Source organism: Spirosoma daeguense, from assembly GCF_054776875.1.
Window position 1 is genome coordinate 313,533 of the sequence record NZ_BAAHBF010000002.1, and the last position, 15,948, is coordinate 329,480.

Genomic DNA, 15,948 nt, shown 5'->3' on the forward strand with positions numbered 1-15,948 from the left:
ATCTTAGTGCGAAGCCTGTTCTGTCTCTACCAATTCAAACGTGATGTAAGGAATCTGTAAGATATCATCTGAACGACTGATGTTGACCTGGTCGCTCAAAAATAAATCGGTCTAGATGGCGAAAAAGCTAAAGGTGCCAGCCCAGATAGTAAAGGCAATGAACGAATTTAAGGCCTCAATGCTTGGGTCAGTGAGTACCGATTCTGTGTTGGCCACCAGTGGATCGATCAAAAAAGTAATGAAATCGATGTGTTGGTAGCATCATTAACGTGTTGATAATTTGGATGCTTGTCGAGTGCTAAAGAGCTAGAATCCATAAAATCTGTCCAGTGAATACAAATCTATCTTACAATTCACTAACCAACAGGATTATGGACTGGATATATAAAAACGGCGAGTGAAGGTAGCCTACCTACCTACCTACCTACCTACCTACCTACCTTAAGAAGATCATTACTTGACATGTATGCGGTTTCCTTATTACTCAAAAACTATAATAGAAAATCCCATTCTCCAGATAACCTGTTTTGAAGGAGATCCCAAAGCTTCGTTTTAGGTCTGTATAGCTTTTGATATGAGGCTTGTTATGAAAATTTGATTAAAATTCCTTTTTGGTAAAATGTTTATAGAGAGAGCATTACTTGTCGGAAGCACTCTCTGAATAGACTATTTTTAAGAGAAATCGAACAATTTTTAAACAAAATTGTTCGATTTCTCTTTTCTAAAAAGATGCTTACTATACAGTTAGGTTGAGTCGTGTTTGTTTAGTGGTAGTAAGCTTATTTAGCTCGATTCAGACCGAAATGTTTTGCGTATGGAATACAATCTACTCGTTGCAGATGATGATGATGATGATGTTTTACTATTGACCAATTACATTAACGGGCAGAATTCTTCTATAAAATTGACTCATGTCTGGAACGGAACAGGCATTATTGAGAAACTATCGGAAGGAATGCGGCCAGATTTAATTCTGGTCGATTCGCAGATGCCTATAATGAACGGGCAGGAGTTATTACGTCAACTAAAGGCTAACACAGGTTGGCAGCATATCCCTATTGTAGTATGGGCTGGTACGCTATCTGACGAAGATGTCACGAATTTTTATCAGTCAGGTGCAAATTCTTGTGTAATGAAACAAGATATTTTTGCCAAAATGGACGTATTCTGCCGGTATTGGTTTGAACTGATCAAGTTGGTTCCTACAACGATGCCGATCTAGAAAAAACTGTTGATGGTTATATAGCGGTTAGGAGTTAGTGCAGTATCGCAAAGATTAGTTCGCGCAGAATGTCGCTTTCGGTCATGGCCGGAGCGTCAATTCCTTTACTACGAGCATCTGCCTGACGTATCGAATGGATAATACTCACCACCTTAGGGAGTGGAAACGTTCGGGCAGCCGACAGGTAATCTTTCACAAAAAAAGGATTTACGCCCAATAAAGGCGCCAGTCCTTTTTCGCTCTGATCTTTAGAAGCCTGAACCATCAGTACTTTGCTGAAATAGCTGAACAGTTGTGCCAGTACTACCACTAGCGGATTATCTTTTGCATTCCGACCAAGGTAATCAACAATCTGATTGGCTTTTACGAGTTCACGCTGGGTCAATGCTTTTTGTAATTCAAATACGTTGTATTCTTTACTGATACCAACCAGCCGTTCCACAGTTGCCGCAGAGATTTCTTCCCCAACATGCATATTTATCAGCATCTTGTCGATTTCATTAGCCATCCGCCGAAGGTCGTTGCCAATGTGATCGGCTAGCAACTGACAGGCTTTGGGGCTTACCTTTGCTCCTTGTTCACGACAATATTCGCCAACCCAATCGGGAAGTTTGTTGTCGTAAAGCTTTTTTACACCCAGCATTTTCCCTTTTGCGCCAAAAGCCTTCACCCACGACTTTCGTTCATCGAGCCCCGATTTGCCTTCCTCTTTGACGTAGCATAGCATCAGAATCGTGCTCGGCAGTGGATTTAGGGCATAATCTTCCAGTAACGTCTGGGCCGATTTATCATTGACGCCAGCCATTTGTTGCGCTTCTTTCACTAAAACCAACTGACGCTCAGCCATGAACGGATATCGGCGGGCATAGTTCAGAACGGCACCTACATCTGTATCTTTTCCGAATAGAACAAATTGATTAAAACCGCGCTCAGTAACAGGTATGGCAACTTTTTCAAGCTCTTCGGCAATGCGGTCGAGATAATAAGGTTCGTCGCCATGAATGAGATAAACAGGGGCAATCCGTTTGTTACGGATATCTTTCAGTAGGGTATCAACGGCAGCAATCAAAGCAAATGGGGTGTTTCAGTGAACGAATCAGGATTGGCTTGTCAACTACGTAGCGAACCTGAAACGTGTAAACAAAAATACGGATTGCGGCCCATTTTTAACGTATCAAATGCACCCGTCTAATATAACTGAGCTTATAACTTTTCGTCAGGTCGGTATAACGCTGCGTTACGTTGGTTCGCCAAATCCTGTAAGCCCCAGTCTTGCATTACCATAATTACGGGCAATAGTGATTTTCCGTAATCCGTAATTTCGTATTCAACCCGTGGTGGTATTTCTGCGTAAATAATCCGGCGAATAATCTGATCATCTTCCAGTTCGCGAAGTTGGTTCACCAGCATTTGTTTACTGATGGTAGGCATGGCTCGTTGTAGCTTACTAAATCGATTACAGTTTTGGCCGATGGCGTAGATAATCATAATCTTCCATTTGCCACCAACCCGGTTCAGGAAATGCGTAACCGGGCAGTTGTTAGGATTGAAATCTTTGTTTTTACGCGAATTTGCCATTGGTCTAAAAAAATATACTAATCACAAAAATATGGACTGCTTTCTTATGAAGGACAAAGACAACAACTTTGCATCAGTTAAAATAACAGATAATGGACGTAGCACAGATTAAACAAACTATACTGGGTGAGTGGGTAAGCATTGCGCCAGAAATACGCCCCAGCATCAGCAAAAACGCCGATGGAACGCTCAAACCCTTTTACCTGACTCGGCAATTTATATATCAGCAAGGAGATAAATTTCAGTTGACCGTAGTGAATATGGCCGACGCTAACGGTAAGGTTCCGCTGGTAAAAATTGACCTTCAGGGACATGTATACTGGCAAGGGGCACATCCAATTGCCGATGGTGCTCAGAAGGTTGATTTTGTGGCTGATGAAGCTTATGACGTAACACCACTACATCAGGGCTTTGTCGATGTGCTGAATCAGGCGGCAAGCCAGGGATTTGAAAAATGGGAGCTAAATCAACCACAGAGCATACTTTGTAAATCTTTTGCGCCCTTTGGGCTTGCCGAAGGTCAGATTTTCGCCGAGTATGATCTGGTTTACGTGCTAAATGATATGTTGTTCTGGGGAGCCAGAAACGTAGATGGCCGAGGTTTTGACACTGAAGAAAACCGACCAACCAACTTACAGATTCCTTTGATGAGAAAACAGTAATCCCGGTTTATTGTGGGCAGGAGAGATAACTTCCCTGCCCGTAAAATGAACAATTTTAGTAGAGTAAGCGCAACGATTTGCCTGTTAACAATAGATTAGGAGAAACGTAGCATTACCGACGTAGTAATCGACCGGGTAACGCGCCTGTACTTTTCTGATTCTGATACACGAGTTTACCCGCTACCCAAACGGCTTCAATACCGGTCGAAAGGGCTTTGTTGTCACCGATACGCGCTTTGTCCTGAATGGTATCCGGGTTAAAGAGTACCAGATCGGCAAAATAGCCCGACGTAACGATACCTCGCTGTTTCAGGCCAAGATGCTCGGCCGACAGGCTGGTCATTTTCTGAATGGCCGACTCCAGCGTCATTAGTCGCTGTTCGCGAACGTAGCGGCCTAATACGCGGGTAAACGCTCCATAACCGCGCGGATGCCCATCATTAGCACCATCGGAACAAATGTTGCTATGTGGCCAGGCGAGAAAATTCTTTACGTCGGTTTCGTTCATCGACTTACCCATAATGCCTTCAATGCCAGAAACGTCCGGGTTTTTCTCTGAAAATGCTGATGCTTCGGCTACCAGTCCCATGAGCGTTTGCGCTGGTTTTTCGTTACGTAGTTTCGCTACGTCGCCAACCGTTTTTCCGGCGTAAGTAGGGTTGGCTGCAAAACGTACCAACACCGATTGTGCCGGATCGAACAACTGATTCACCGCAAATTCGGCACTGGCCAGATTGGTGTAATCGCGTTTGGGAAACAGGACACGTAGCGTCGACATCCAGTAATCATACGGATAGCAATCGGCGGTAATCTTTATTCCTTCCGAACGGGCTTCTTCGAGTCGGGCCAGCAATTGCTGCGACTGTCCCCATTGATTACGTAGCGCAATTTTCAGGTGCGAAATCTGCACGGGCATTTTCGTTTGCCGACCAATCTCAATAATCTCGTCAAGAGCATCGTCCAACGTAATGTCTTCGCTTCGGATGTGGCTGATGTAGCGCCCGCCCGAATCGGCCGTAACCTGCGCCAGTTGAAGCACTTCGTCGCGATTCGAGAAAAAAGCGGATTCATATTCCAATCCGGTCGATAATCCCAGCGAGCCATTTTTGAGTTCGCTACGTAGTACCGCTTTCATTTGTTCCAGCTCGTCGGGTTTGGCTGTTCGATAGAGTCCGTTGACGCCCATCGATTTCTGACGTAGCATGGCATGGCCCGTATAACTCGCCAGATTGATGGCCGCAGGTTTTTCTTTCAACCGAGCCTGTAACGTATCCATCGGAATACCCCAGCCATCCTGACCAACAACAACGGTAGTTATGCCCTGATTTAGAGCAGGTAAAGCATCGGGTTGCGCGTTCAGGTCGTGATGGCTGTGGCTGTCGATAAATCCCGGAGCCAGTACTAGATTCTTACCATCGGTGACGGATTCATTCGGAAAAGGGGTCAACGTACCGATTTCCCAAATGTGTTCGTCACGTAGCCGGACAGACGCTTTTCGGGCGGGCGTGCCTGTGCCGTCAACCAATCGGATGTTGGTAATCAACTGGGTTTGGGGAAGTTGTGTGGGTTTTTCTTCCAGAATTCCGCGCGAAATACGTCCAACGGCATTGCCTCCATTCGACAGTACAATCAAGGTTTGTTTCTTATCAAGATAGCGTATAATCAACGTTCGAAAACCTACCCAGCCGCCCGTATGCATCACTACGTTGCCTTTTTCTTCAATCATCCAGCCGAAGCCATACGGATACGTAGTGCCATCGTTCAGTTTGGCTGGAATGAAGGCTTCACGTAACGTAAAATCTTTAACTAATTTGCCAGTATAAAGCGATTGTTCCCAGATGAGCAAGTCTTCAGCCGATGAATACACATTCCCATCGCCAACAACACCATCTAACCGAATCAAATCATCGGCTACGTTACGTCCGTTTTCCCGCTTAAAGCCAAACACCCGATTATGCGGAATCGTCTTGCTTTTGTGGAAGTAGATATACGTGTTTTTGAGTTTCAGCGGCTTCACAATATTCTGGTCGAAAAACGTTTCGATGGGCATACCGCTTACTTTGGTAATAATGGCCGCCAGCAATACATAGCCTGTATTGCAGTATTGCCATTTATCGCCGGGCTGAAAAACGGGCTTTGGTTTATGCTGATTCAATAACTGCACAAGGCCGTCGTTTGTAAGCGTATCGAGTGGGCCGAGTTGGTTCTGGGCGAGGTCGAAGTATTCGGGCAGGCCAGACGTGTGATTCAGTAAATCACGTACAGAAATGGCGGTGTACGGAAAATCGGGCAGATACGTCTGAACCGGCTCGTCATACTTGAGTTTTCCCCGCTCCTGCAACTGCATAATCATCATAGCAATAAACTGCTTCGACACCGAGGCCAGATTAAACGCCGATTGGGTTGTAAGCGGCTCGTTTGTGGCAATATTAGCAACACCAAACGCTTTTTTATACCGAATTTTCCCCTGTTCGGCTACCAGTACAACCCCGTTGAACATGGCTCTATTGTGAAGAATCGTTAGCGTAGAATCGAGAGTTTTCAGGCGGCTATCCTGCGGGGCAGGTGTCGGTTGGGTGTGCCCGACTAAGCGGGAAATAAGAAAAAGAACGGGAATAATGTATCGGATCGGTGGGCGCATAAATAAATCGAAGAAAATCAGTCTAATATAAATCCTGCGTGCAATATTTCTGTCGACAATTGCCATATTACAGCAAAACATCATTGACAATCTCTTTTTGTATGGCAAACCGAGCGATTTTGCTCACCGATGGCTGGCTGAACACGCCGAATGCGAAAACGGCGCATGGATTGATTCGCGGAACGGAACGGTATAGCATCGTGGGCGTTGTTGACCCACCAACGGCTGGTCGTGATGCGGGCGAGCTGCTGGATGGTAAACATCGGAACATTCCCATTTATGCCTCGGTCGATGAAGTTCTGGCGCAAACGGATTCTGTTTCGTATGCCATCGTTGCTATTGCCACGAACGGCGGAATTTTGCCAGAAACAATGTTGGTTACGATTCAGGAATGTATCGAACGTGGTTTGTCTATTGTGAACGGTTTACACGAATTTCTGAACGAAAAGCCGGAACTGGTGGAATTGGCTCAGCAAAACAGCGTTCAACTCATTGATGTTCGTAGGCCGAAACCCCGTAACGAACTGCATTTCTGGACGGGTGAAATCAACCAGATAACAGCTCCAATCATTGCCGTAATCGGTACCGATTGTGCGTTGGGGAAACGGACAACCGCCCGCCTGATTCGCAAAGCTTGCGAACGTAACGAGCTTAATGTACAGATGATTTACACCGGGCAAACAGGCTGGCTTCAGGGTGGAAAATATGGCTTTATAGTTGATTCAACGCTGAACGATTTTGTATCGGGAGAGCTGGAACACGCGCTCATTACGTGCTGGCGCGAAACCAATGCCGACGTATTGTTGATTGAAGGTCAGGCTGCGTTGCGAAATCCAAGTGGCCCTTGTGGTTCCGAATTTCTGGTGTCGGGAAATGCCCGCTACGTTGTGCTGGTTCACGCACCCAAACGAACGTATTACGACCATGACCCCGCCTGGGGGAAAATTCCGACGGTTGAATCCGAAATAGCCCTGGTTCGAGCGTATAATTCGGAGGTAATTGCACTGGCGCTCAATACCGAAGACTGCACAGACGAAGAAGCCACTACGTATCAGCAAGCTTATGCCGAGCGTTTGGGAATTCCGGTTTTGCTGCCGTTGCAACAGGGCGTCGATATCCTGGTTCCTGTTATTCAAACGTTACGTTCCAAAACTCATGCGGATTAAATCGATTCGGGCTTACATCCGAAATCTGACGCTTACCAAGCCATATACCATTGCGTATCAGACAATATCTGAGGTTGAAAATGTCTTTCTGGAAATCGAACTCGATAACGGTATAGTGGGTGTGGGAGCCGCCAACCCATCGCCGGAAGTCGTCGGTGAGTCGCCGGAGGAGGCATTGCTAAACTTGAAAGGAGAGTGGGTGAGTAGCTTGGCTGGTAAAGATATTCGACTTTTTCAGGCACTAATTCGGGAAGGGGAACAGCGATTTCTTTCGTCTCCCGGTACGTTGGCCGCGCTGGATATTGCGCTGCACGATGCCTTCGGGCAGTTTCTGGGCGTTCCGGTGGTGCAGTTTTATGGTCAGAAAATTCATGCCCTGCCGACTTCGGTTACCATTGGTATTATGAACGTAGCCGATACACTTCACGAAGCCGCTGTGTTTTATGAGCAGGGGTTCCGGGTACTCAAAGTGAAAACGGGTCTGAATGTAGACGAGGATATCGAACGTATCAAAAAACTTCGGGAGACGTATCATCAGAATTTAACGATACGTGTCGACGCTAATCAGGGGTATTCGATGCCTGATTTACAGCATTTTTGCGCCGACACGCTGGACGATGCTATTGAGCTGATTGAGCAACCGCTTCCGGTAGGGCAGGAGTCCGATCTGATACGTCTGCCAACTCAAATCCGACAACAGCTAGCTGCCGACGAATCGTTGACAGGCCCAAAAGCAGCGTTGCAACTGGCACAGCAGCCGCAGCCGTTTGGTATTTACAACATCAAGCTCATGAAGTGCGGTGGAATTCGGGCGGCTCTGGATATAGCGACCATTGCCAAATCGGCCGGGATTTCGCTATTTTGGGGCTGTAACGACGAAAGTCGGGCGAGCATAACAGCGGCCTTACACGCGGCCTTTGCCTGTCCGCATACACGGTATATTGACCTTGATGGAAGTTTAGATTTAGCCGAAGATGTTGTGTTGGACGGATTTGTGATTGAAAACGGTTTCATGCGCCCAACTGCTGGGGCAGGTTTGGGATTGACTCGGTTGACATAGTATATATGTATTGAGTGACGATGCTGTCTGGAACAACCTCGTCACTCAATACATATATGAATTATTCTCATTGCTCTTATGCTTCCTTATTTTCCGTTCGGTCAGCGTTTTAATGATAAGATGGGGATAACTCCCTTGTCGGAAAGCGACCGATTGGTGGAAGTCGATGAACACTACGTAGCAGAAGTATCGTTGAAACGCCAGCTTCTGAATGAGCTGCCCGATTATTATTACAAAGCATTACCCGGATACGTAGCAGCACAATGGGAAGTGCTGGAACTGGTGCTGCAAAACCTATCCCGATTTGCGCCTGAATCATTTATGCTACGTCAGGATGGGGGGCAATGGCAGTGGACGAATCTGCTATTAAACGAAGAAATCTCGTTTACGTTTGGCGACGTAACAACACTTCCGTTGGAGCCACTCGATTGGGTTGGTCGGCAAGTGCAGGAAGACTTAATTCTCATGGCAGGAACTGATGCTACGTTAATTGCGGGGCAACTTTGTTTTGCCAACGATTGGTGTCTGGACGAAAAAATCGGCTTACCGTTCTGGCAGATTCACGCACCAATTACGCCCATCGTTGAGCCAATGCTACGTGCCGCGCAGACATTGATGGCGCGCTTACCCGTTGGCCGAACTGTTTGGCGAACCAACTGGAGTGTGAAAGTGAGCGACCAACTCGATATGACGAGCCGCCATTCGAAACAACTCAAACAGCAACTCGCCGAACAATTGTCTGGCCTGATTCCTGCAACAATAGGTGACCAGCTTTATGTGCGAATTGAGCGGCAAACACTGACCCGGCTGCCTCGTTCGGGCGTTATTTTGTTCGGTATTCACACGTATCAAAATCGCCTTTCCGACGAAGCAACTGACCCCGAACGGGCGTATCGAATGGCCCAGGTTTTCAATACAACACCCCCGGCCATGCTATCCTACAAAAGTATGACCGATTTTATGCCTGCACTATTGACTTATTTAAATGGCCGACATTAATAGTGTTGGCACGCGGATTGACTGGTTGATAGAAAGTATAAACTGCTTCGTCGCAAATCAGACAGCAAGATGCTGTCTGAGACAATTTTATGACTAGTAACACTTGATGCCTATGGCTCACCTTGCGCGTGCGCTTAATACCCGTTCGGCCGTTCTGCTTGTGGTGAGCGGAGTTATAGGTTCGGGGGTTTTTAAAAAAGTAGCCCCGATGGCGGCCGAACTGGGATCGCCCATATTGGTGGTGGCATGTTGGGTTGTTGCCGGATTGGTTAGCCTGACGGGTGCGCTCACCTACGCAGAAATGGCGGGTATGTTTCCACAGTCGGGTGGGGAATATCTTTATTTTAAAAAGATTTACGGCCGATTGTTCGCTTTTCTGTATGGCTGGGGCGCGTTTACTGTTATGCGCACGGCTACCATTGCCGCGCTGTCGCATATTTTCGGCCAATCGTTGCTTGCTCTGATGGATGTACAGTTTGTTCACAGTGAATATGTTGTTCAGGTAATTGCTACGTTGCTTATTCTCTTCCTGAGTCTGATCAATTGTTGGGGTGTTACGTTTGCCGAAGGTCTGAGTCGTGGGCTTACTTACATAGTTTTTGTAGCGGTTATTGTCATTGCCTGGTTGGGATTTTCGGCTGAGTCGGGCCACCTGTCGCATTTAACCCATTCAGTAACGCCAACCGCAACGGCCGAACGTAGCAGTGTGCTAGGTTCGCTGGTGATCGCTTCGCTGGGTGCTTTCTGGGGCTATGATGGGTGGAACCAGATCGGATACATTGGCGAAGAAATTAAACATCCTCAACGCAACCTGCCTATTGCCCTGAGCATCGGAACCAGCATTGTTATTGGCATTTACGTACTGCTGAATATCGTTTATGTATATGTAATGCCCATCGAATCGTTCATGCAACTGGCATCGGAGCCGGGGAAAATTGCGGCTGTCGAAGTGATACGTCGGGCGGCTGGTTGGTTGGGTGCTACGTTTATTTCGATATTAATTCTGATAACTACCTCAAATTCAACCAATGCGTCGATTCTGATGCCTGCCCGGGTTTTTTATGCGATGGCCCGCGATGGTTTGTTTTTTAAAGCGGCTGCCATCATCCATCCTGTTCATAAAACACCATCAGTGGCCATTATGCTACAGGGTTTTTGGTCAATTGTACTGGTTTGGTCGGGCAGTTTCGATCAATTGACTGATATGCTGGTGTTTGCATCGTTTATTTTTTATGGTGCTACGGCTGTAGGTTTAATCAGGCTACGTATAAAAGAACCTGATCGGGTGCGTCCATATCGCGTGTTAGGTTATCCGTTTATTCCGATCTTTTTTGGCTGCTTCTGTGCACTCCTTGTTGGTATGACGCTCATCAATCAACCGCAAGAAGCCTTAACCGGATTAGGCTTGATTTTAACAGGTTTGCCGTTTTACTGGTTCTGGCATAAAAAACAGGTGATTACGAAACCATAATATGTTTGTTCAATGGAACGTTGGGTAAATGCTGCCTGCTGGTGAATCTGAGGAAAATACTTTCACAGTGCCCGAAAATGGCGTTTCTTTGTACTAAACTGCGCCTTTGATCCGCTTGAACACCCGCATTATTTTTTGTCTGCTTTTGCTGTGCCCGCTCTGGGCAATAGGTCAGCCATTTGGTGGGCAGCGGGTGTTTTCGTTTCTCGATTTGCCAACGCATGCCCGTGTCGCTGCTCTGGGGGGGCAGGTAGCCACCGCCGTTAGTCCCGATGGCGAATATCACCTGAATAATCCAGCTCTGGCCGATTCAGTACGTTCTAACCAGCTCGCTATCAGTTTGATGCCATATCTGGCTGCTGCAAAATATTATACGTTGCAGTATGGTTTACCAGTAAAACCGAACTCGTCGGAGAAAAAAGTGAGCTGGGCGGTAGGAATGCAATACATGAGTTATGGCGAGTTTACGCAAACAGACCCGATAGGAAATACATACGGTACGTTTACCGTGAATGACTATGCGCTAAGTTTGACGTATGCCCGTACGGAAGGAAATTTTACACTCGGTGCTACGGTCAAAGCGGTTGGTTCGTCGATTGAAATGTACTCTGCTTTTGGGGTTCTGGCCGATCTGGGGGGCGTTTGGCGTCATCCGAAAAAAGACCTAACATTTGGTATCGTGGCCAGAAACGTAGGCTACCTGTTAAAAAATTACGGCTCTCTCGACCGCACCGCCGGACTAACCAGTTTGCCTTTCGACTTACAGGCGGGCGTTACTATAAAGCCCAAACACGCACCTATTCGCCTGACGATAACTGCGCACCACCTGCAACGGTTTGATATTACGTACTACGATCCCAATCTGAATACTCGCTATGATCTGAACGGAAACCCGATTCTTGAAACGACCAGCGTAACCGAGAAAATAGCGCGTCACCTGAGCGTTGGCGCTGAATTGCTTGTTCATCGAAACGTACACCTTTTAGTTGGCTACAATCACCTAAAACGGCAGGAAGGAAAATTGGCAACAGGCGGTATAGGTCCGGGTTTTTCATTTGGCGCGTCGGTACAGGCGCGTGGCTTCCAGCTTACGTATGCCCGGTTTACGTCGGTTCCAACGGCCGGAACCAGCCAATTGTCACTACGTATCGATCTGGATCGGTTGATTAAGAAATAAAATCTGGCATGAATCAGGCTCTACAAGTAAAAGCTACCCGTATTAAATTACTGCTCACTGATTGTGACGGTGTATTGACCGATGCAGGGGTTTACTACGGCGAAAACGGCGAAATTTTTAAGAAATTCAATATCCGCGATGGTATGGCCGTTGAGCGGCTGCGTGCATTGGCGGGTGTCGATGTCGGGATCGTTACGGGCGAAACCTCGCCTTCGGTGATAACACGAGCCGCGAAGTTGAAAATAACCGAACTGCATCTGGGTATCAAGGATAAACTTACGCTGCTCCATTTCATTCTGGAACGTACCGGATTAGACGCTTCGGAAGTTGCGTTTATCGGCGATGATGTAAACGATCTGGAGATTTTGCAGGCGGTTGGTTTGTCGGCATGTCCGGCCGATGCTACCCGTTTCAACAAAGCAGTGGTCGATTATTGCTGCGAAACCAAAGGGGGAGAAGGCTGTTTCCGTGAACTAGCCGAACTCATTATCGATGCGAAACAGACTGAAAATATCGCTGGCCCAGTCGACGTATCAGACGATGGGCAGGAACAGTAAGCTTGCCAGATAAACACAAAAAACAGCCTGTTATTTTCTCAGATAGACCAGCTATTCATCGGTAGTGGGAGAGGCTATCTGTAATTCATAAATTTGAACATAAAGTAAGTTGAAATCTGATTGCTTTGTGGTCATTATGAGATTGTTAAAGTTGCTGTTGTCGCTAATGGGATTTTTCTTTCTGGCATCCTGTAAAAACGCCAGTTACACGAAAAAAAATGGAACGGTTTATTTCAAAGACTCGCCCATTAATAGCGCAGACTACGCATCCTTCGACGTACTGAATGATGTTTTCGCTCGCGATAAGCAGCAGGTTTATTACCGTGGTGTCATCGTGGATGATGCCAATGGAGCAACCTTTTCTGCATTGGATGAACATTATGGCAAAGACAACATATCCGTTTTCTATTGCGACAATTACATCGACTTCAAACTTTTTGAAACGACGCGCCGAAATACGATACGTAAAGTGCAATCGGCCGATGTGAACTCGTTTCAAGTTCTAAGTTATGATTATGGAAAAGATAAATTCCGCTGTTATTATAAAGGAATCGGGTTTGCTGTACAGGACGTAGCAACGTTTGAGGTGCTCGATTATGAGTTTGGGAAAGATTCTCAAGTTGGCTATTTTATGTTGAAACCAATAGCCGGTAGCGAAGGCAGTTCGTTTGCCGTTCTCAGTCGAAATTTTGCTAAAGATAAGGGCCGTGTTTATTATGCCTGGACGAATTTGGATAAGTCGATTCCGCCGGGTATACACTTAATTGAAAAAGCTGATCCGGCTTCTTTTGCTGTGCTGGACATGTATTATGCCAAGGACAAAAGCAATGCTTATTTTCAGGATAAACGATTGCCAGCCGCCGATGCCGCTACGTTCAGACAATGGGATGACAATACAATCAATTATGCCGTGGATACGAACCACGTTTATTGTCGGGAAAAACTGCTGAAAGAAGCAGATAAGGGAACATTTCGGTTGTTGACGGATGACTATTCGCTGGATAAAAAGATCGTATATTTTGAAGAAAAACCAATAAACGGCAGCCTGATCAATTCGTTTCGAGTACTGGAAGCTGGTTACGCAACCGATGAAAAACGAGTTTATTATAGAGGCAAAATTCTGGAGGGAGCCGATCCTGCTACGTTTGAAATAGTACAGAATGAAGCTCATCGGGATGCCTCCGACAAAACCAAATCCTATGAAGAAGGAAAGCTTGTGAGCCCAGAATCAATGTAGGAACAATGGGTTTTACGTATCTATTTTTTAGAGTCTACGTAGCGTTTGAGCGTATCCAGCATGTCGGCTCGCTGGTATTTCTCGGCGATCCGTAAGGCGTTTGTTTCGCCATTAAGCTTCGTTATATGCAACGTAGCAATGTCTGGTTGACGAGTTAGTAATAGATCGAAAATGGCCTTTCGGTTGCTGATAATTGCCGTTTCCAGATAGGTATATTCGTCGTAATATGCATTTATATCGAACTGATAATTGAGAAGAAACGTAAGGAGCGGCAGATTATCGTTAATGATTGCCAGATAAACTAATCGCTTATCTGATGTATCAATTCTAAAACCATTTTCGAGTAAAAAAATTACAGTTTCAATATCTTGTTTCTGTATAAATGAATAGATTGTTTCTGCGTTCTGTAGTGTATCTTTAGCTAAGCCATTTTTAAGTAAATAAGCAAACAACGTAATGTTTTTATTCTGTAAAATGTTTTGAGTAATATAACTTACAGATTTTCTGAAATCTGGATTATATTTTTCAACTGTATAGTTTATTAGATCTGTTTTATTACTGGCTGATAATTCGTCAACTACCTGATTAGAATTCATCCCATTTTTAATCAGTAAATCAACCATTGCTTTGCTTTTTATTGGCCAGTCGAGCGCATAAGTAAATAAATTCTTATCTGCTTTTACTAGCACAACTACCATATCTACTTTATCTTTAGAAACCAGATATTCAATAAGCGTTAACGGCGTATTTGGTAATTTCACATTCCATAGGTCAACATTTCTGCTTTGTATTTCAGCAAAACGTTCAACGTCATTCGTATTTATTATTTTTTCGAGTGCTGATAATTTACTTTCATTCTGAATATCTGTAAGATAGTCGCTACTTTTTTCGAATAAAGGAAGCAAGGCAAAAACTCCGGTTATGCAGGCGTAAACACTAATTGCAATGAGCTGTGGTTTTTCGAAAACAAAAGTAGACTGGGTTATGCCCCCGAAAACGAATCGGGTAATACCAGTCAGTGTTACCATAAAAAACACGGCAATTGAATTGATTACTACGGTAGTACTATAAAATAATGCATAATTGGTGATAGTTGAAGTGAGCAGGTTCACCGTTACTACGAAAACGAGTAAAGCTGCGCCAATCGCTAAGGCCCAAACGGGAAATTGTAAATGTAAAAATCTGTTAGTCAGGCTAAAAAGTGTAGCCGTAATAACTATCGAAAAAATATTTAATGGTACGTAAATCAATAACCAGAAAAATAGATTGACACTATCCTGTAATGTGCCCGATGAACTATTCATTAGCTTAATTTTTTAAGGCATTTATTATCCACTGAAAGCGATCAGTATATCCAACTACAGTAGCGGGAGTTCGCCAGCTCACGACCAGACCACCAATAGCAGGTCTGAAAATTTCGCAATCCTTTAAATCAAAATAACGTAATTGACTTTTCCATAAATTTGTGTGTAGAGTTTCATTTCTAACTTTCTTGAAATTTTCCTCTAGCCAATCAATATTTGCAGATTTGGTAAAATAATAGGAGAAATCAAGCGTCATCTGAACCGAATTATTATTCTGACGGCTACTATAGCGTAGAGCAAGTATGCAAGGAGAATTATCTTTATTGATAGGTAAAAATCCCTGATAAATACTATACGAAATAGTTCCAGTAGATGCGGTATTAAATAAATTTTTTGCTCTGTCAAATTCTATTCTCCGAAACCCATTTTCACTAAACCAACTTCGTAAATTACTCTCGCGCACATTTCTCGATTGAACCATCACAACAAAGACACCAACAATACCAATAGCAAGACCAACCAACGTAAATTTTTGCCGGGGTTCAATAAAGCCAATTAATACACTCGTTACGACAATAATGACAAGCAACGTAGCATGTTTGGGGCTATTACGGTACGTCAGGTAATAAAAGCCGCTGAGCAACAACAAAGCCGGCACATACGTAAAAGAAAAAGGCATTGAATACCGTCGTTTGATACGTAACAAATTGATACGTAGTGTACTAAAAATGGTACATCAAAGTTACGGCTTCAGAAAGGCTGAATTTTGGGCCTTCATATTCGGCGGCAATGAGTTTATAACCGGTATATCTAGTAGTAGAGGTCAACGTAACGCAGACATCCTGTCGGCACTGATAGTCAGGTGTACGTAATA

Annotated in this window: 14 protein-coding genes; 9 read left to right on the forward strand and 5 right to left on the reverse strand. The window is 45.0% G+C overall.

Annotation, left to right across the window (positions count from 1 at the left end):
- Positions 1-814 precede the first annotated feature (814 nt).
- Positions 815-1,222, forward strand: coding sequence for a response regulator (locus tag ACYVD4_RS06200; RefSeq protein WP_460943499.1), 408 nt, complete (start codon positions 815-817; stop codon positions 1,220-1,222).
- Positions 1,223-1,256: 34 nt separating this feature from the next.
- On the opposite strand, the gene holA is transcribed toward ACYVD4_RS06200, so the two are convergent.
- The gene (gene holA, locus ACYVD4_RS06205; protein WP_460943501.1) at positions 1,257-2,291 is read right to left on the reverse strand and encodes a DNA polymerase III subunit delta; all 1,035 of its coding nucleotides are present in this window, start codon (positions 2,289-2,291) and stop codon (positions 1,257-1,259) included.
- A 134-nt stretch (positions 2,292-2,425) separates the two neighbouring features.
- Entirely contained in the window at positions 2,426-2,800 is a 375-nt protein-coding gene (locus ACYVD4_RS06210; RefSeq protein ID WP_460943503.1) for a winged helix-turn-helix transcriptional regulator, read from the reverse strand.
- Between the two features lie 92 nt (positions 2,801-2,892).
- On the opposite strand from ACYVD4_RS06210, the gene ACYVD4_RS06215 reads away from it, so the two are divergent.
- Positions 2,893-3,462 (forward strand): hypothetical protein, encoded by a 570-nt coding sequence (locus ACYVD4_RS06215; protein WP_460943505.1) that lies wholly within the window; start codon positions 2,893-2,895, stop codon positions 3,460-3,462.
- Positions 3,463-3,574: 112 nt separating this feature from the next.
- Here the strand turns inward: ACYVD4_RS06215 and ACYVD4_RS06220 are convergent, their stop codons facing one another.
- Positions 3,575-6,103, reverse strand: a complete 2,529-nt coding sequence (locus tag ACYVD4_RS06220) for a serine hydrolase (protein WP_460943507.1) — start codon at positions 6,101-6,103, stop codon at positions 3,575-3,577.
- A gap of 101 nt (positions 6,104-6,204) precedes the next feature.
- Between ACYVD4_RS06220 and ACYVD4_RS06225 the strand changes: the two genes are divergently transcribed.
- The 7 genes from ACYVD4_RS06225 (at position 6,205) to ACYVD4_RS06255 (ending at position 13,770) form a co-directional block, all read left to right on the forward strand.
- Positions 6,205-7,269, forward strand: a complete 1,065-nt coding sequence (locus tag ACYVD4_RS06225; protein WP_460943509.1) for a DUF1611 domain-containing protein — start codon at positions 6,205-6,207, stop codon at positions 7,267-7,269.
- Entirely contained in the window at positions 7,259-8,329 is a 1,071-nt protein-coding gene (locus ACYVD4_RS06230) for a mandelate racemase/muconate lactonizing enzyme family protein (RefSeq protein WP_460943511.1), read from the forward strand. Before ACYVD4_RS06225 ends, ACYVD4_RS06230 begins: the two co-directional genes overlap by 11 nt.
- Before the next feature lie 78 nt (positions 8,330-8,407).
- Positions 8,408-9,328: a heme-dependent oxidative N-demethylase family protein gene (locus ACYVD4_RS06235; protein ID WP_460943513.1), complete on the forward strand. Its 921-nt coding sequence runs from the start codon at positions 8,408-8,410 to the stop codon at positions 9,326-9,328.
- A gap of 112 nt (positions 9,329-9,440) precedes the next feature.
- A complete protein-coding gene (locus ACYVD4_RS06240) occupies positions 9,441-10,799 on the forward strand; it encodes an APC family permease (protein ID WP_460943515.1) in 1,359 nt (452 codons plus the stop codon).
- A 115-nt stretch (positions 10,800-10,914) separates the two neighbouring features.
- Positions 10,915-11,976: a type IX secretion system protein PorQ gene (gene porQ, locus ACYVD4_RS06245; protein WP_460943517.1), complete on the forward strand. Its 1,062-nt coding sequence runs from the start codon at positions 10,915-10,917 to the stop codon at positions 11,974-11,976.
- 8 nt (positions 11,977-11,984) lie between these two features.
- On the forward strand, positions 11,985-12,533 hold the full coding sequence (locus ACYVD4_RS06250) for a KdsC family phosphatase (RefSeq protein WP_460943519.1): 549 nt from the start codon (positions 11,985-11,987) through the stop codon (positions 12,531-12,533).
- A 136-nt stretch (positions 12,534-12,669) separates the two neighbouring features.
- The gene (locus ACYVD4_RS06255) at positions 12,670-13,770 is read left to right on the forward strand and encodes a DKNYY domain-containing protein (protein ID WP_460943522.1); all 1,101 of its coding nucleotides are present in this window, start codon (positions 12,670-12,672) and stop codon (positions 13,768-13,770) included.
- Positions 13,771-13,790: 20 nt separating this feature from the next.
- Here ACYVD4_RS06255 and ACYVD4_RS06260 read toward each other — a convergent pair whose 3' ends face one another.
- Together ACYVD4_RS06260 and ACYVD4_RS06265 are read right to left on the reverse strand one after the other, a co-directional pair.
- Positions 13,791-15,074: a hypothetical protein gene (locus ACYVD4_RS06260; RefSeq protein WP_460943524.1), complete on the reverse strand. Its 1,284-nt coding sequence runs from the start codon at positions 15,072-15,074 to the stop codon at positions 13,791-13,793.
- A 4-nt stretch (positions 15,075-15,078) separates the two neighbouring features.
- A complete protein-coding gene (locus tag ACYVD4_RS06265) occupies positions 15,079-15,753 on the reverse strand; it encodes a hypothetical protein (RefSeq protein WP_460943526.1) in 675 nt (224 codons plus the stop codon).
- Between the last annotated feature and the right edge of the window lie 195 nt (positions 15,754-15,948).